Raw genomic sequence first — 14,811 nt, forward strand, 5'->3', positions numbered from 1 at the left:
AGAAACCGACATGACCGATGAACTGAAGCCCGGCGACAAGGTCGCGTGGAAGACCAGCCAGGGCACCACGCAGGGCGAGGTGGTGCGGAAGCAGACCAGCCCGACCCATATCAAGTCCCACAAGGTCGCCGCCTCGCCGGAGGATCCGCAATACATCGTGGAATCCGACAAGACCGGCGCCAAGGCGGCTCACAAGCCGGAGGCGCTGCGCCGCCGAAGCTGAAGCGGCGATTGCCATGTTGCGGTGAACCCCGTGCGGATGCCAGTATTTGACTTCGGTCTCCGCGAGCGCCTCAATCGTAGGTCGCCGTCACATGCCGCGGTCCATCTCCCCATGCGCCACCTGTCCATCCCGTGCTGAAGCATGCCGAGCCGGTGCAGGGGGCGCCCGCGGCGGAGCTGCGCGGGGCGGCCGCGCGCTTCATTGCGGGCGCGGGCGCCTGGGGCCTGATCGGCGCGAACCTGCTGGTGGCGGCGCTGTACGCCGGCCTCGGCGCGGCGGCTGGGGTGTTCTTCGCGCGCTTCGGGCTGTTCCCGGCGCCCATCTGGTTGCCGGCCGCCATCGCCACCGTGGCCTGCCTGATCGGCGGCTTCCGGCTGGTGCCAGGGCTGTTCCTCGGCGCCCTCGCGGTGAACCATCTGCTGCTTTCGGCACCGCTGGCGACGGCGGCGCTGATCGGCGTGACGAACAGCCTGGGCCCCTTGGCCGGCGCCGTACTGACCCGGGCACTGCGGCCACCCACCGGCCTGTTCACCCGGCTGCGCGGCGTGTTCGGCTTCCTGGCCGGCAGCGTGGTGCTGCACGCCGCGATCACCAGCGGTGGCGGCACCCTGGCCCTGGTATTCACCGGCAGCTTGCCGCCGGACGCCGCCTTCGCGGTCGCCACCGGCTGGCTGCTGAGCGATGCCGGCGGCGTGTTTTTCGCGGCCCCTGCGCTGATGCTGTGGCTCGGCGCGGAGCGCACGCCGGCGAGCCCCGGCCTGGTCGCCGGGCCGGCCGATAGCCTCGTGCTGGCGGCCACCGCCGGCCTTACCGCGCTGGTCTTCGCGCTGCCGCCGGCCGAGGCCCGGCTGGTGCAGCCGGAGGCGGTGTTCCTGCTGACCATCCCCATCACCTGGGTGACGCTGCGCATTTCCCTGCGCGCCGCCTACACGCTGCTGACGGTGGTGTCCGTGGTCGCGACCATCGGCACCCTGGCCGGCCTCGGCCCGTTCCAGCCGGAGGCCGTGGCCAACCCGCTGCGCGCCGTCGGCATGATGATCGTGCTGATGGCGACCAATGCGCTGGCGCTGATGGCCCTGCTGAGCGAGCGGCGGGAGGCCGAGACCTGGCTCGCCAGCAGCAACACGCGCCTGGTCGCGGAGGTCGCGGCACGCACGGCGGAACTGCGCCACCGGGCGGAGACGGACGACCTGACCGGCATCGGCAACCGCGGCCATTTCCTGCGCCGCCTGGACGCCGCCTTCGCCAAGGCACGGCACGACGGCGCAGCGCTGGCCCTGCTGGTGCTGGACCTCGACCATTTCCGGCCGCTGAACGACACGCGCGGCCATGCCGCCGGCGATGCGGCGCTGCGCGACGTCGCCCGTATCTGCACCGCCCACCTGGAGGGCTGGAGTGGCATCCTCGGGCGCCTGGGTGGCGAGGTCTTCGCCATCGCCCTGCCCGGTGCCGGACCCGCCGAAGCGTCTGCCCTGGCCGAAGGGCTGCGCGCCGCCATTGCCCGGCACAGCTTCCGCCTTGAGACGGACCAGGTTCCGGCGCGCCTGACGGCGAGCCTCGGCGTCACAGCCCTGCTGCCCGGCGATGCCGCGGCGCAGGACCTGCTGCGCCGGGCCGATGCCGCGGTGTTCCTGGCCAAGGGGCGCGGCCGCAACCGGGTGGAGGTGCGGCTGGTCAGCGACGTGCCGCAGGAAATGCGCGCCAGCAACCTGTCACGGTAGCCGGCGCAGGGTCATGCAAGGCGCGGGAAGGTTGCACCTTCCCGCGCGGGCTTACCGCCTATCGCCGCATCCGGACGTGGCGCAGTTCCAGGTCCTCATTCGCCCGCAGCGGCAGTTCCGCTACGGTCTCGCGCACGCCGAAGATCTGCGGCTCCTGGTGCAGCGGCACCATCGGCAGCGTTTCCTGGAAGCGCGCCCAGTACTGGCCCGCCAGGTCCTGGCGCTTCGCCTGGTCGGTCTCGACGGCGATCTGGCGCAGCAGTTCCGCCATCCGGTCGTCCTGGAAGCCGCCCCAGTTGAACGAGCCCTCGCCGAGCAACTCGCGGCCCGGGTTGGTGATGTCGAAATTCCCCGGGGTCCAGCCCAGCAGGTAGAACATGTATTCCTTGTTGGCACCGCGCTGCAGGAAGCGGCCGAAGGGAATGCTGTCCAGCCGCGCCTGGATGCCGATGCGCTGCAGCATCGCGACGGCCGCCTGGCAGATCGCCTCGTCGTTCACGTAGCGGTTGTTCGGGCAGCTCAGGGTCAGCGGGAAGCCGTTCGGGAAGCCGGCCTCGGCCAGCAGGCGGCGGGATGCGGCGGCATCGAAGGGCAGGCGCGCATTCTGCGCCTCGACGAAGCCGCTGATCGCCGTACCGACGGGCAGGCCGGCGGCGACGGTGGAGTTGCGCAGGATCACACGGGTGATCGTGCCCATGTCGATCGCCTGGTAGATCGCCCGGCGCACGCGCACGTCGCGCAGCGGGTTGGGCGTGCCGGGCGCATCCAGGTTCTCGGCGCGGGCGACGTCGAAGGCGAAGTAGATGCTGCGCGCCGTCGGCCCCTGGATCAGCCGGAGGCCCTGGGCCTGCGACACCCGCGGCACGTCCTGCAACGGCACGTGGTACATCGCGTCCAGCTCGCCGGTCAGCAGCGCCGCGACGCGGGTCGGCGGGCTCGCGACGGGGCGGAACACCGCGCGGGTGATGCCGTGCGCCGCCTGGTCCCACCACTCCGGGTTCGGCACCAGCACGGTGCGCTCATCCGCCCGGCGCTCCGTCACGCGGAAGGGGCCGGTGCCGTTGGCGTTGAGCTGCACGAAGGTGCTGGTGGCGCCCGGCTGGCCGGCACGCGCCACGGCCATGGCGTTGTTCGCCTCGATCCAGGCCTTGCTGGTGATGAAGAACAGCGTCAGGTCCTGCAGCAGGATCGGGTTCGGCCCGCGCGTCTCGAATTCCACCGTGTGATCGTCGATGGCGCGCACGGCGGCGACGGACTGCACGACATAGGCCATGTCGTTCTGCTTCACGCGCTCCGCCGCATGCACCACGTCGGCCGCGGTAAAGGGCTCGCCGCCGTGGAACTTCACCCCCTGGCGCAGGTGGAAGCGCCAGGTGGTGGGGGAGGTCATCTCCCACCGCGTGGCAAGCGATGGGGAGAGCGAGCCGTCGGGCTCGCGCCGCACGAGCGGCTCATAGACGTTGGACTTCATGGCGTTGGTGACGCCATGGTTGTTGGCGTGCGGGTCCAGGCCGAGGATGTCGTTGGCGGTGGCCCAGGTGAAGGTGCTGGCCTGCGCCGGCGCGAAGGCCGACAGCGCGGCCGGCGCGACGGCAAGGACCGCCCCCAGCGCGAGGGCGCCGACGGCACCCTTCAGCGTGGCGCGGAAGGTTTTACGCAACATGTTTGCCTGTTTCCCTGTCTTGGCAGGGCGGCAGGATGCTTCGGCGGGGTGGCGCCTGTCCAGGCGGACCGTCAGGGCTTCGCCTTGTCGAGGAAGCCCTGCATCACCCGCTGCGGCTCGCCATCCGTGAAGGCTTCCCGGTGCAAGGCGCGGGCGGCGCGGAAGGTGTCCTCGAAGCCAGGCTGCGTCGCCATGCGGATGCGCGCCTTGTTCAGCCGGTAGGCGAGCTTCGGCTTCGCGGCCAGCTCCGCCGCCAGGCCCAAGGCGCGCGGCAGCACCTCGGCGTCCGGCACCAGGTGGTGCAGCAGGCCGATGCGGTGGCACTCCTCGGCCGGCACCATGCGGCCGGTCAGCACCAGCTCGGTGGCGCGGGACAGGCCGAGCATCTCCCGGATGATCCAGAAGCCCATGGCGCTGACCATGCCGGCGTTGATTTCCGGCTGGCCCAGGCTGGACCCGGCATGGCCGATGCGGAGGTCGCACAGCAGGGCGACGTGGAAGGCGGACCCGGCGGCGAGGCCGTTCAGCGCGCAGACCAGCGGCTTCTCGAAGCCGCGGATGGCGCCGTACAAGCCTTCCCATTCCCCGATCCAGGCCTCGGCGCGGTCGCCGTCGAAGGTCGCGCCCTCGTTCAGGTCCTGGCCGGCGCAGAAGGCGCGGGTGCCCGTCCCGGTCAGCACCACCGCCTCGATCGCGGCGTCGGCGGCGGCATCGGCCAGCAGGCCCAGCAGTCGGGCGCGCATCGGCGCATCCCAGGCGTTCAGGCGGCGCGGGCGGTTAAGCGTGATGAGCAGGATGCCGGACCGGATCTCTGCGAGCACGTGGTCGTTGGCGGTCTCGGACATGGGACTCCCGTCACTGGCGGCCGGGACGGGATAGCGGCAATGCATCGCGGATCACAGGCCATCAGGCACCCGTACACGACCGGGATTCTCACGGATTCGTGATTTCGGAAGAAGAAGCAACCTGACCGTTTAGCTCGCGTTCCTGCTTTGATGCTGCGGTGCGACAGGCCGGCAGCTCCCGCGGGAACACATCGATGACCGAGCGCGAGATGGACCAGAAGCTGGCGGAACTCGACCGGCTTCTGAACGACCCCGAGACCAAGATGGACGCGCACAAGGTGTGGTCGCTGCTGGCCGAGATCAGCCGGCCGAGCCTGCCGTTGCCCGCCGCACCACGCGCCACCTTTCCCGGCACCGCGCCGCGCGCCAGCTAGGCCTTGCGTATCTAGTCCTTCCGCCGGGCTGCGATCAGGAATTCCCGGTTGCCCTCGGGCCCCAGCAGCGGGCTCGCCTCCACCCCCATCACGCTCCAGCCGGGCAGCGCGGCCCACCAGTTGCGGATCTGCGCGCAGACGCTGTCATGCACCCGCGGATCGCGCACCACGCCACCCTTGGCGACATTCGGCCCCACCTCGAATTGCGGCTTGATCAGCGCCACCGCCCAGGCCCCTGGGGCGGCCAGGTCGAGCGCGGCCGGCAGCACGGTGCGCAGGCCGATGAAGCTGGCATCGCAGACCACGGCGCCGGGCGGCTCCGGGATGTTCGACGAATCCAGGTAGCGGGCGTTGGTGCGTTCCATCACCACGATGCGCGGGTCGTTCCGCAGTTTCCAGGCCAGCTGCCCGTGGCCGACATCCACCGCATAGACCTTCGCCGCGCCGCCATGCAGCAGCACGTCGCAGAACCCGCCGGTGGAGGCACCGACATCCAACGCCACCAGCCCCTGGGCGGACAGCCCGAAATGCGCCAGCGCATGCGCCAGCTTCACCCCGCCGCGGGACACCCAGGGATGGTCCTGGCCGCGCACCTCCAGCGGCTGGCCATCCTTGATCGTGTCGCCGGCCTTGCCGACCCTTGCCTCGCCGGAGAACACCTTGCCGGCCAGGATCAGCGCCTGCGCCCGCGTGCGGCTTTCCGCCAGGCCCCGGTCCACCAGGGCCTGATCGGCGCGCTGCTTTGGGGTCGCACCCATCAGGCGGCGAAGCGCGTGAGGACGCTACGGTCGATGGTGATGCCGAGGCCGGGCCCCTGCGGCACCGCCATCCGGCCACCCGCAAAGCCGATCGGCTCCGCCAGCAGCGCGTCGCGCACCGGGTGCGGCGACCGGTCCAACTCCAGCAGCGGCGGGCGCGGGAACAGGCCGGGCGGATTGTCCGGGATCACCGCCAGCAGGTGCAGCGACGCCGCCAGCGCGACGCCGGTGCCCCAGACATGCGGGTTGACCCGCACGCCGAAAGCGCTGGCCATGTCGGCGATCTTCTTGAGTTCGGAAATGCCGCCGCAGGCCGCCACGTCCGGCTGCAGGATGTCGGCGGCGCGGCGCTGGATGAGTTCGCGAAAGCCCCAGCGGGTGAAGGACGCCTCGCCGCCCGCGACCGGGATCGGCTGGCCGCGCTTCACCTCGAGGTAGCCCTCGATATCCTCCGGCGGCACCGGTTCCTCGAACCAGCCGATGTCGCAATCCGCCACGGCGCGGCCGAAGGCGATGGCGGCCGGCGCGTCGTAGGCGTGGTTACAATCCACCAGCAGCCCGACATTCGGCCCGATGGCATGGCGGAAATCGCGCGTGAGGGAAATATCCTCGGCCAGCCCCCAGCCGGTCTTCAGCTTGAGCGTGCCAAATCCTTCCTCCAGCCGCGCCTCGGCTTCCTCCGTCAGATAGCGCAGGTGGTCGCGGCGTTCGCGGCGGTAGAAGCCCGTGGCATAGGCGTCCACCTCGGTCCGCAGCGGGCCGCCCATCAGCCGGTGCACCGGCAGGCCGAGCGCCTGGCCGGCGATGTCCCACAGCGCGATGTCGAGCGCGCTGATCGCCTCCACCACCAGGCCGCGCTGGCCATGGTCGCGCAGGCGGTTGTACAGGGACTGCCAAAGCGCCTCCCGCGCCATGGCATCCTGGCCAACCAGCAGCGGGGCAAGCCAGGCGCAGATCGGCGCGGTGAGTTCGGGCGGCCCGAAGGCTTCGCCCCAGCCGATGATGCCGTCCTCCGTCACCACCTCCACCAGCATGGCCCCGCGGCGGCGGTACCAGGCCTGGGAATAGGCGAAGGGTTCGGCAAGATCCGCCATCAGGACGTGTGGCACGATGGACCGGATGATCGTGCCGCGCATGTCAGGCGCGCGCCGGCAGGGCCTCGGCGGTCTCCATGCCGAGCGCGGCCAGGGCGGTGGCGACGATATGGCGCGCGTTGAGCCCGGCCTGGTCGTACTGCACCTTCGGCGCGGCGTGGTCGATGAAGGTGTCCGGCAGCGTCATCGGCCGGAACTTCGTCTGGCCGTCCAGCAGCCCCTTCCACAGCAGGTGATGCGCAACCAGGCTGCCGAAGCCACCCATCGAGCCTTCCTCGATGGTGATCAGCACCTCGTGGTGCTTCGCCAGGCGCTCCACCAGCGCAGTGTCCAGCGGCTTGGCGAAGCGGGCGTCGGCGACGGTGCAGGTCAGCCCCTGCGCCGCCAGTTCGTCCGCCGCCTTCATGCATTCGGCGAGCCGCGTGCCATAGGACAGGATCGCCACCGCATTGCCCTCCCGCAGCACTCGGCCACGGCCGATCTCGAGCGGCGTGCCACGCGCCGGCAGCGTCAGGCCGAGGCCCTCGCCACGCGGGTAGCGGAAGGCGGAGGGCCGGTCGTCGATCACCGCGGCGGTGGCGACCATGTGCATCAGCTCGACTTCATCGGCCGCCGCCATCAGCACCATGTTCGGCAGGCAGCCGAGATAGGCGATGTCGAAGCTGCCGGCGTGCGTCGCGCCGTCGGCGCCGACCAGCCCGGCGCGATCCATGGCGAAGCGCACCGGCAGGGATTGCAGCGCCACGTCGTGCACCACCTGGTCGTAGGCGCGCTGCAGGAAGGTGGAATAGATCGCGACGAAGGGCTTCAGGCCTTCCGTCGCCATGCCGGCGGCGCAGGTGACGGCGTGCTGCTCGGCAATGCCGACATCGAAGCAGCGCTGCGGGAATTTCTTGGCGAACAGGTCGAGCCCGGTGCCGGCGGGCATCGCCGCGTTGATCGAGACGATGCGTTCATCCGCCTCGGCCTCCGCGATCAGGGCATTGGCGAACACCTTGGTGTAGCTCGGCGGGCCAGGCGGGGCCTTGGCCTGCTCTCCGGTGATGACGTTGAACTTCTGCACGCCGTGGTACTTGTCCGCGCTCGCTTCGGCGGGGGCGTAGCCCTTGCCCTTCTGCGTGACGACATGCAGCAGGATCGGCTGCGCATCCTCGGCATCGCGCAGGTTGCGCAGCACCGGCAGCAGGTGGTCGAGGTCATGGCCGTCGATCGGGCCGACATAGTAGAAGCCGAGTTCCTCGAACAGCGTGCCGCCGGTCAGCAGGCCGCGGGCGAATTCCTCGGCACGGCGGGCGGTGCGCTCGATCGGGCGCGGGAAGCGGCGGGCCAGCTTCGCCATCATCTCCCGCACCGACAGGAACGGGCGGGAGGAGACGACCTTGGACAGATAGGCGCTCATCGCGCCGACGGGCGGCGCGATCGACATGTCGTTGTCGTTGAGGATGACGATCAGCCGCGCCTTGGCCGCGCCGGCATTGTTCATCGCCTCATAGGCCATGCCGGCGGACATCGAGCCATCGCCGATCACGGCGATGACATGCCGGTCGTCGCCCTTCAGGTCGCGCGCCATCGCCATGCCGAGGCCGGCGGAGATCGAGGTGGAGGAATGCGCGGCACCAAAGGGATCGTATTCCGATTCGGACCGGCGGGTGAAGCCGGACAGCCCGCCCTCCACCCGCAGCGTCCGGATGCGGTCGCGGCGGCCGGTCAGGATCTTGTGCGGATAGGCCTGGTGGCCGACGTCCCAGATCAGCCGGTCGCGCGGCGTCTCGAACACCGCATGTACGGCGACCGTCAGCTCCACCACGCCGAGCGAGGCGCCCAGATGCCCGCCGGTCTGGCTGACGGCATCGATGGTCTCCGCCCGCAATTCCTCGGCCAGTTGCTTGAGCTGCTCCCCCGAATAGTTGCGGAGATCGGCCGGGACGCGGACGCGATCCAGCAGGGGAGTGACCGGTGGCGCCATGATTATCAGCTCTTCCTCTCGATGGTGTAGCCGGCGAGGTCACGCAGCAGGTCGGCACGCTCGCCCAGGCTGTCCAGGTGATGACGCGCCTGGTCCACCAGGCGTTCCGCCTGCATCCGCGCCCGTTCCAGGCCCAGGATACCGAGCAGCGTCGCCTTGCCGGCCTCCGCGTCCTTACCCGTACGTTTACCGGTTTGCGCCGGCGTTGCTGTTGCGTCCAATAGATCATCCGCGATCTGGAACGCCGCGCCGATATCCCTGCCATAGGCGGCCAAAGCATGGCGCAAGGGTGGCGGCGCCTTGCCAAGGATCGCGCCGGCCTCGGCCGAGAACTCAATAAGCCGTCCCGTCTTCAACAGTTGCAGCCGGCCGACATGCGCCTCGTCCAGCACCTCGCCCGAGGCTTCCGCCAGCATGTCCAGCATCTGCCCGCCGCACATGCCCCGTGCGCCGGCCGCGCGGGCCAAGCAGCGGACCAGCTCGACGCGCACGGCCGGGTCCGAATGCGTCTCCTCATCCGCCAGCGTGCCGAAGGCCAGCGCCTGCAGCGCGTCGCCCGCGATGATGGCGGTGGCCTCGTCGTAGGCCTTGTGCAAAGTGGGCTTGCCGCGGCGCAGATCGTCGTCGTCCATCGCCGGCAGGTCGTCATGCACCAGCGAATAGGCGTGCAGCATCTCGATCGCCGCCGCCACCCGCAGCGCCGCCTGACGGGAGACACCGAACTGCTTCGCGCCTTCCAGCACCAGGAAGCCGCGCAGCCGCTTGCCGCCGCCGATGACGGCGTAGCGCATGGCGGCCAGCAGCGGCGCCTCCGGCCCTTCCTCCGGCGGCAGGATCTGGTCGAGCGCGACGTCGATCTCGGCGGCGGCCTCGGCCAGGGCAGTGCGCAGGGCCGAGATGGGCTGGGTGTCCGGCATCATGCCATGTCCCGCAGGCTGCCGGCCTGGCCGGGCGCGGATTCCACGATGGCCTGCACCTTGGCCTCCGCCTCCGCCAGCTTCGCCTCGCAATGGCGGCGCAGCGCTGCGCCGCGTTCATAGGCGGCCACGGCTTCCTCCAGACGTCCCTTGCCCGCTTCCAGGTCCTTCACGATCCCCTCCAGTTCCGCCAGCGCATCCTCAAAGGAGAGGGCGGCGACGGGGGTCGTAGTGTCAGGCTGAGTTGACATCAACTTGGTCTTCCATGGGAAGCAAAATCAAACACCGCTTGCTCAGGCCCGCATCAGGGCCCTCACATGGGTGGCGGTGGACAGGGCCAGCGCCTCCAGGTCGTAGCCGCCTTCCAGCAGGCTCACCAGACGGCCTTCGCTGTGCTTTTCCGCCAGGGCGCAGAGTTCGGTGGTCAACCAGTCGAAATCCGCCTCCCGCACCCGGAGCTGCGCCAAGGGGTCGGCGGCATGCGCGTCAAATCCGGCTGACACGAGGATGAGGTCGGGGGCGAAACTGTCAAGCGCGGGCAACAGCCGGTCCCGCCAGGCGGCGCGGAAGGCAGGGCCATCCGCGCCGGGCGGCAGCTTGGCGTTCAGGATGTTGCCCACCCCGGTTTCGTGGCTGTCGCCGGTGCCGGGGTAGCAGGGCCACTGGTGACTGCTGGCATAGAACAGGGTGGCATCAGCCTCGAAACAGGCCTGGGTGCCGTTGCCGTGGTGCACGTCGAAATCCACCACGGCGACCTTCGCCAGGCCGTGCGCTGCCTGGGCATGGCGCGCGGCGATCGCGGCGGTGGCGAACAGGCAGAAGCCCATCGGGCGCTTCGGCTCGGCATGGTGGCCGGGCGGGCGGGTGGCGCAGAACACCCGGCGCACCTCGCCCCGGCACACCGCATCCACCCCGGCAATCGCGGCCCCCGCGGCCCGCAAGGCAGCCTCGGCGCTGCCCGCGCTCATCACCGTATCGGCGTCGAGCGCGACGCGTTCTTCCCCCTCCGGCCGGATGCCGAGGATGGCATCGACGTAGCCGGCCGGATGCACGCGCAGAAGCTGTTCCACCGTCGCGAGCGGGGCCTCCGCCCGGATCAGGCTGGCGAATTCCTCGGTATCCAGGGCGCGCAGCACGGCGCGCAGCCGGTCCGGGCATTCCGGATGGCCCTCGCCCGGGTCGTGGCGCAGGCAGGCCAGGTGGGTGAACAGGAGCACGCTCATGGTGTCGGCGCCGCATCCTCGCGCTTGCGGAGCGTGAAGCGGTACAGCCCCTTCTCCTCCGAGAACCCCACCAGCGCATGCCCCGTCTCCGCGGCATAGGCGCGAAAATCCTTCACGCTGGCCGGGTCCGTCGCCAGCACCACCAGCCGGGCACCGGGCGCGAGGCCGCGCAGGGCCTTGTTGGCCTTGAGGACCGGCAAGGGGCAGGTCAGGCCCTGGACATCCAGCAACGTCTCGCTCATCCGCGAGATTCCACCACCCCCGCCGGATGAAGGCAAGCGCTTGCCCCGCGGCGCGCCGGGCGCCACCTTGCGGCCATGTCCTGGCGCATCGGCATCGATCTCGGCGGCACCAAGGTGGAGGTCGCGGCGCTCGACCCCGGCGGCATCCTGCGCCTGCGCCGCCGCCTTCCGACCCCGCCCGACTACGCGGCAACCATCGCCCGCATCGCCGAGATGGTGGCGGCGGCGGAGGCTGAGATCGGGACGCAGGCCAGCATCGGCATCGGCATCCCCGGCAGCGAAAGCCCGGCCACCGGGCTGATCCGCGGCGCCAATTCCACCTTCCTCAACGGCCGCGCATTGGGCGCCGACCTGGCGGCCCGGCTCGGCCGGCCGGTGCGGCTGTCCAACGACGCCAATTGCCTGGCGCTCAGCGAGTTGCACGGCCATCCGGGCACGGGCTTCGCCGTCATCCTCGGCACCGGCGTCGGCGGCGCCCTGGTGGCGGGCGGGCGGCTGGTGGAAGGCCGCAACCGCGTCGCCGGCGAATGGGGCCACAACCCGCTGCCCTGGATGACCGCGGCCGAACACCCCGGCCCCGCCTGCTGGTGCGGCCAGCGCGGCTGCATCGAGACCTTCCTGTGTGGCCCGGCACTGGCCGCCGATGCCGATGGCCCCGGCGCCCGCGATGCGAGCGCGCTGCCCGCCCGCGCCGCCGCCGGCGACACCCGGGCGCAGGCGGCGCTGGACCGGCATGTGGAGCGGCTGGCGCGCGCCCTGGCCTCCGTCGTGAACCTGCTGGACCCGGATGTGATCCTGCTCGGCGGCGGGCTGTCCAACATGGCGCATCTGGTTGAGGCGCTGCCCCGGCTGATCCCGCGCCACGTCTTCTCCGATACCTTCGCCACCCCGATCCTCGCGGCGCGGCAGGGCGACAGTTCCGGCGTGCTCGGCGCCGCGCGGCTGTGGTGAGGCAGGGCCTGGCGCTGGGCGGGCTGGCCTTCGGCGCCGGGGCTGTGCTCGGCCCGGTGCGGGAGTTGCTGCTGGCACCGCGCCTCGGCGGCGTCCCGGCCGCCTGGCTCGAGGCCGCGGCGATGGCCGTGCTGCTGTGGCTGGCCGCCGGCCTCGCCCTTCGCCCGCCCCTGACCAACGCCGAGCGCGCCGTGGTTGCCGGCGTGGCGCTGGCGGTGGTGCTGCTGGCGGAGGCCGCGCTGTCCCTGCTGTTCCAGGCCGCGGCGTTGGATCGCACTCCGCGCGGCCTCGCCGAACACCTGCCCGGCCTGCTGCTGCTGGCCTGGCTGCTGGCGCTGCCCTTCCTGCGGCGGCGCTGAGATGCCCTCCCCGGGGCGGAGCCGCTGATGCCCTCCCTCTGCCGGGACTGCCTGGCCCGCGACCCGCCCGGTGCCACCTGCCCCGCCTGCGGCAGCCGCCGCATCGTCCGGCACGCGGCGCTGTTCCGGCTTTCAGTCGCCCATATCGACTGCGACGCCTTCTACGCCAGCGTCGAGAAGCGCGACCGCCCCGAATTGCTCACCCGCCCGGTGATCGTCGGCGGCGGGCGGCGCGGCGTGGTCTCGGCGGCCTGCTACGTGGCGCGGACCCGCGGCGTGCGCAGCGCCATGCCAATGTTCAAGGCGCTCGCGGCCTGCCCGGACGCCGTCGTCATCAAGCCGGACATGGCGAAATACGTCGCCGTGGCGCGCGAGATGCGGGAGATGATGGAGGCGCTGACGCCGCTGGTGCAGCCGCTGTCGATCGACGAGGCGGTGCTGGACCTGAGCGGGACCGAGGCCCTGCACCGCGCCCCGCCGGCCCTGGTCCTGGCCCGCTTCGCGCGGGAGGTGGAGCGGCGGCTGCGAATCACCGTCTCCATCGGCCTGGCGCCCAACCGGCTGCTGGCGAAGCTGGCCGCGGAACGCGACAAGCCGCGCGGATTTGCCGTGATGGGGGATGAGGCGCGGGACTGGCTGGCGGAGCAGCCGGTGACGCTGCTGCCGGGGGTGGGCCCGGCGCTGGCGAAGAAGCTGGCCAACGCCGGCTTCACCCGGCTCGGGCAACTGGCGGCGCTGGAGGTGCGGGAGGCGGCGCGGCGCTTCGGCGAGGATGGGCCGAGCCTCGCCGCGCGCGCCCGCGGCGAGGATACGCGGCGCGTCGACCCCGCGCGGGCGGTCAAGAGCATCTCGGCCGAGACGACCTTCGACACCGATTTGCGCACCCTGGCGGAACTGGAAGTGCCGCTGTGGCGACTGTGCGAGAAGCTCGGCCGCCGGCTTTCGGAAAAGGGACTGGCGGCGGCGGGGGTGGTGCTGAAGCTGAAGACGGCTGGGTTCGAAAGCCGGACGCGGACGGTGCGGCTGGGGCGGCCGACGAAACTGCCCGAAATGCTGTTCCGGGCGGCGCAGCCGATGCTGGCGAAGGAGGTGTCCGGCACGGCCTTCCGGCTGATCGGCGTGGGGACGCAACCGCTGGCGCCGGGGGATACGGCGGATCTGCCGGACCTTGCGGACCCGGAGGCGGCGCGGCGGGCGGTGCGGTGGGCGGCGGTGCAGAAGCTGCGGGCGCGGTTCGGGGAGGAGGCGGTGGTGAGTGGAAGAATACTTAAAAAGAAGCAATAGAATTGAAACTGAAGATCTTGCAGCCAGTTGCCTTTTCCAGGCAGCAAAACCGCCGCTAGATCCCTATTCTACATTTAATTAGAACGGCCTTTTCTGACTAGCACATCACTGACAGGAGCCGTAACTAAACTCAAATCGATGAAGACTTTGTTGATACAGTTTCTCGTTCTGTATGGTGAGCCTTGCACGGCGTCAAATCTCGGCTTGACATATCTCGAGATCGTTTCAATATACTAGGGTATACTTTAGGAAGTCCTTATGGCGTATTCTCTAGAAGATAAACTCGTTGTAGCAATATCGTCCTCGGCGCTTTTCGACTTTTCGCAAGAGCATTCAATTTTTCTGAACGATGGCATTGATGCCTTCCGGGCATATCAAATTCAAAACAGACACCGCGCGCCTAAACCCGGCGCAGCTTTCCCATTCATAAAAAGGCTGCTTCACCTAAATAAGATTTTTCCTGAGCAAGCACCTGTTGAAGTTATCATTCTTTCTAGAAATGATCCGCAGGCAGGCCTACGAATGATGGATGCCCTCCGATATTACGGACTAGATATAACAAGAACACTTTTTCGTTCCGGAGAGGCGCCATATCCCTACATGAAGGCATTCAATGCCTGTCTTTACCTGACCACAAAAAGAGATGAAGTGAGAACCGCAATCCAGTTAGGGTATCCCGCGGGTCATGTACTTCCTTGCCCCGCCATTGACGGGCTAGACGACACTCAATTGCGCATTGCGTTCGATTTCGATGGAGTGATTGTGGACGATGAAGCTGAAGCCAAATATGCAAACGGCGGCCTCCCCCTTGTTCTACTATCATGAATCGGAAAATAAAGATAAGCCGTTGAAAGACGGGCCATTGATGCCCCTTCTACAGAAAATCTCGAGCATACAGAAGATGGAAAAGCTCAACTCTCATCGCGGGAACAGCCCTGACAAAGCAGTTAGAATTTCTATAGTTACAGCACGAAACGCTCCGGCTCACGAACGTCTAATAAATACCATGACGCACTTGGGAATCGAGCCCGACGAGTTATTTTTCTTAGGAGGCATCGAGAAGAAAAATATCCTAGATATCATGAAACCCCAAATCTTTTTCGATGACCAACTTGGACACTTGAAGCCCGCAGCAGAAAGCACACCATGCGTCCACATACCGTTTGGTATCAGGAATAACTAGCGTAGTAG

At 69.1% G+C, this 14,811-nt stretch carries 17 protein-coding genes; 8 read left to right on the top strand and 9 right to left on the bottom strand.

What is annotated here, in order from left to right; genetic code table 11:
- Positions 1–10 precede the first annotated feature (10 nt).
- Both ACLF3G_RS04615 and ACLF3G_RS04620 read left to right on the top strand, forming a co-directional pair.
- Complete coding sequence (locus ACLF3G_RS04615) at positions 11–223, top strand: DUF2945 domain-containing protein (RefSeq protein ID WP_430668165.1); 213 nt, start codon at positions 11–13, stop codon at positions 221–223.
- Positions 224–354: 131 nt separating this feature from the next.
- A complete protein-coding gene (locus ACLF3G_RS04620) occupies positions 355–1,944 on the top strand; it encodes a diguanylate cyclase (RefSeq protein WP_430668166.1) in 1,590 nt (529 codons plus the stop codon).
- Between the two features lie 58 nt (positions 1,945–2,002).
- Here the strand turns inward: ACLF3G_RS04620 and ACLF3G_RS04625 are convergent, their stop codons facing one another.
- Together ACLF3G_RS04625 and ACLF3G_RS04630 are read right to left on the bottom strand one after the other, a co-directional pair.
- Positions 2,003–3,607 (bottom strand): ABC transporter substrate-binding protein, encoded by a 1,605-nt coding sequence (locus ACLF3G_RS04625; protein WP_430668167.1) that lies wholly within the window; start codon positions 3,605–3,607, stop codon positions 2,003–2,005.
- Positions 3,608–3,678: 71 nt separating this feature from the next.
- Positions 3,679–4,452 (bottom strand): enoyl-CoA hydratase/isomerase family protein, encoded by a 774-nt coding sequence (locus tag ACLF3G_RS04630; protein ID WP_430668168.1) that lies wholly within the window; start codon positions 4,450–4,452, stop codon positions 3,679–3,681.
- A gap of 194 nt (positions 4,453–4,646) precedes the next feature.
- Here ACLF3G_RS04630 and ACLF3G_RS04635 point away from each other — a divergent pair, with 194 nt between their 5' ends.
- On the top strand, positions 4,647–4,826 hold the full coding sequence (locus ACLF3G_RS04635) for a hypothetical protein (RefSeq protein WP_430668169.1): 180 nt from the start codon (positions 4,647–4,649) through the stop codon (positions 4,824–4,826).
- A gap of 11 nt (positions 4,827–4,837) precedes the next feature.
- Here the strand turns inward: ACLF3G_RS04635 and ACLF3G_RS04640 are convergent, their stop codons facing one another.
- Genes ACLF3G_RS04640 through ACLF3G_RS04670 form a run of 7 tightly spaced genes read right to left on the bottom strand, consistent with a single transcriptional unit; the run spans position 4,838 to position 11,026 of the window.
- A complete protein-coding gene (locus ACLF3G_RS04640) occupies positions 4,838–5,584 on the bottom strand; it encodes a TlyA family RNA methyltransferase (protein WP_430668170.1) in 747 nt (248 codons plus the stop codon).
- Positions 5,584–6,720 (bottom strand): mandelate racemase/muconate lactonizing enzyme family protein, encoded by a 1,137-nt coding sequence (locus ACLF3G_RS04645; protein WP_430668171.1) that lies wholly within the window; start codon positions 6,718–6,720, stop codon positions 5,584–5,586. Before ACLF3G_RS04645 ends, ACLF3G_RS04640 begins: the two co-directional genes overlap by 1 nt.
- A 1-nt stretch (position 6,721) precedes the next feature.
- Positions 6,722–8,644, bottom strand: a complete 1,923-nt coding sequence (gene dxs / locus ACLF3G_RS04650; RefSeq protein WP_430668172.1) for a 1-deoxy-D-xylulose-5-phosphate synthase — start codon at positions 8,642–8,644, stop codon at positions 6,722–6,724.
- Positions 8,645–8,649: 5 nt separating this feature from the next.
- Entirely contained in the window at positions 8,650–9,561 is a 912-nt protein-coding gene (locus ACLF3G_RS04655) for a polyprenyl synthetase family protein (RefSeq protein WP_430668755.1), read from the bottom strand.
- Complete coding sequence (locus tag ACLF3G_RS04660) at positions 9,561–9,812, bottom strand: exodeoxyribonuclease VII small subunit (RefSeq protein ID WP_430668173.1); 252 nt, start codon at positions 9,810–9,812, stop codon at positions 9,561–9,563. The genes ACLF3G_RS04655 and ACLF3G_RS04660 overlap by 1 nt, the downstream gene beginning before the upstream one ends.
- A 42-nt stretch (positions 9,813–9,854) precedes the next feature.
- A complete protein-coding gene (locus tag ACLF3G_RS04665; RefSeq protein ID WP_430668174.1) occupies positions 9,855–10,784 on the bottom strand; it encodes a histone deacetylase family protein in 930 nt (309 codons plus the stop codon).
- A complete protein-coding gene (locus ACLF3G_RS04670; protein ID WP_430668175.1) occupies positions 10,781–11,026 on the bottom strand; it encodes a sulfurtransferase TusA family protein in 246 nt (81 codons plus the stop codon). Before ACLF3G_RS04670 ends, ACLF3G_RS04665 begins: the two co-directional genes overlap by 4 nt.
- Positions 11,027–11,101: 75 nt before the next feature.
- Here ACLF3G_RS04670 and ACLF3G_RS04675 point away from each other — a divergent pair, with 75 nt between their 5' ends.
- From ACLF3G_RS04675 to ACLF3G_RS04695, 5 genes are all read left to right on the top strand, one after another.
- The gene (locus tag ACLF3G_RS04675; protein ID WP_430668176.1) at positions 11,102–11,977 is read left to right on the top strand and encodes an ROK family protein; all 876 of its coding nucleotides are present in this window, start codon (positions 11,102–11,104) and stop codon (positions 11,975–11,977) included.
- Positions 11,974–12,336, top strand: a complete 363-nt coding sequence (locus tag ACLF3G_RS04680; protein ID WP_430668177.1) for a hypothetical protein — start codon at positions 11,974–11,976, stop codon at positions 12,334–12,336. The genes ACLF3G_RS04675 and ACLF3G_RS04680 overlap by 4 nt, the downstream gene beginning before the upstream one ends.
- 27 nt (positions 12,337–12,363) lie before the next feature.
- Positions 12,364–13,620: a DNA polymerase IV gene (locus ACLF3G_RS04685; protein ID WP_430668178.1), complete on the top strand. Its 1,257-nt coding sequence runs from the start codon at positions 12,364–12,366 to the stop codon at positions 13,618–13,620.
- Positions 13,621–13,878: 258 nt separating this feature from the next.
- Positions 13,879–14,445: a 5'-nucleotidase gene (locus ACLF3G_RS04690; protein ID WP_430668179.1), complete on the top strand. Its 567-nt coding sequence runs from the start codon at positions 13,879–13,881 to the stop codon at positions 14,443–14,445.
- Positions 14,446–14,485: 40 nt separating this feature from the next.
- Complete coding sequence (locus tag ACLF3G_RS04695) at positions 14,486–14,803, top strand: 5'-nucleotidase (protein ID WP_430668756.1); 318 nt, start codon at positions 14,486–14,488, stop codon at positions 14,801–14,803.
- The last annotated feature ends 8 nt before the right edge of the window (positions 14,804–14,811 follow it).

It is taken from the genome of Falsiroseomonas sp. HC035, assembly GCF_050563525.1.
GTDB lineage: Bacteria > Pseudomonadota > Alphaproteobacteria > Acetobacterales > Acetobacteraceae > Falsiroseomonas.

Bases quoted from the DNA above. Each gene is read 5' to 3' on its own strand.
- ACLF3G_RS04615 (WP_430668165.1), top strand. From the start codon at position 11: ATGACCGATGAACTGAAGCCCGGCGACAAGGTCGCGTGGAAGACCAGC.
- ACLF3G_RS04625 (WP_430668167.1), bottom strand. From the start codon at position 3,607: ATGTTGCGTAAAACCTTCCGCGCCACGCTGAAGGGTGCCGTCGGCGCC.
- ACLF3G_RS04630 (WP_430668168.1), bottom strand. From the start codon at position 4,452: ATGTCCGAGACCGCCAACGACCACGTGCTCGCAGAGATCCGGTCCGGC.
- ACLF3G_RS04635 (WP_430668169.1), top strand. From the start codon at position 4,647: ATGACCGAGCGCGAGATGGACCAGAAGCTGGCGGAACTCGACCGGCTT.
- ACLF3G_RS04640 (WP_430668170.1), bottom strand. From the start codon at position 5,584: ATGGGTGCGACCCCAAAGCAGCGCGCCGATCAGGCCCTGGTGGACCGG.
- ACLF3G_RS04645 (WP_430668171.1), bottom strand. From the start codon at position 6,720: ATGCGCGGCACGATCATCCGGTCCATCGTGCCACACGTCCTGATGGCG.
- dxs (WP_430668172.1), bottom strand. From the start codon at position 8,644: ATGGCGCCACCGGTCACTCCCCTGCTGGATCGCGTCCGCGTCCCGGCC.
- ACLF3G_RS04655 (WP_430668755.1), bottom strand. From the start codon at position 9,561: ATGCCGGACACCCAGCCCATCTCGGCCCTGCGCACTGCCCTGGCCGAG.
- ACLF3G_RS04660 (WP_430668173.1), bottom strand. From the start codon at position 9,812: ATGTCAACTCAGCCTGACACTACGACCCCCGTCGCCGCCCTCTCCTTT.
- ACLF3G_RS04665 (WP_430668174.1), bottom strand. From the start codon at position 10,784: ATGAGCGTGCTCCTGTTCACCCACCTGGCCTGCCTGCGCCACGACCCG.
- ACLF3G_RS04670 (WP_430668175.1), bottom strand. From the start codon at position 11,026: ATGAGCGAGACGTTGCTGGATGTCCAGGGCCTGACCTGCCCCTTGCCG.
- ACLF3G_RS04675 (WP_430668176.1), top strand. From the start codon at position 11,102: ATGTCCTGGCGCATCGGCATCGATCTCGGCGGCACCAAGGTGGAGGTC.
- ACLF3G_RS04685 (WP_430668178.1), top strand. From the start codon at position 12,364: ATGCCCTCCCTCTGCCGGGACTGCCTGGCCCGCGACCCGCCCGGTGCC.
- ACLF3G_RS04690 (WP_430668179.1), top strand. From the start codon at position 13,879: ATGGCGTATTCTCTAGAAGATAAACTCGTTGTAGCAATATCGTCCTCG.
- ACLF3G_RS04695 (WP_430668756.1), top strand. From the start codon at position 14,486: ATGCCCCTTCTACAGAAAATCTCGAGCATACAGAAGATGGAAAAGCTC.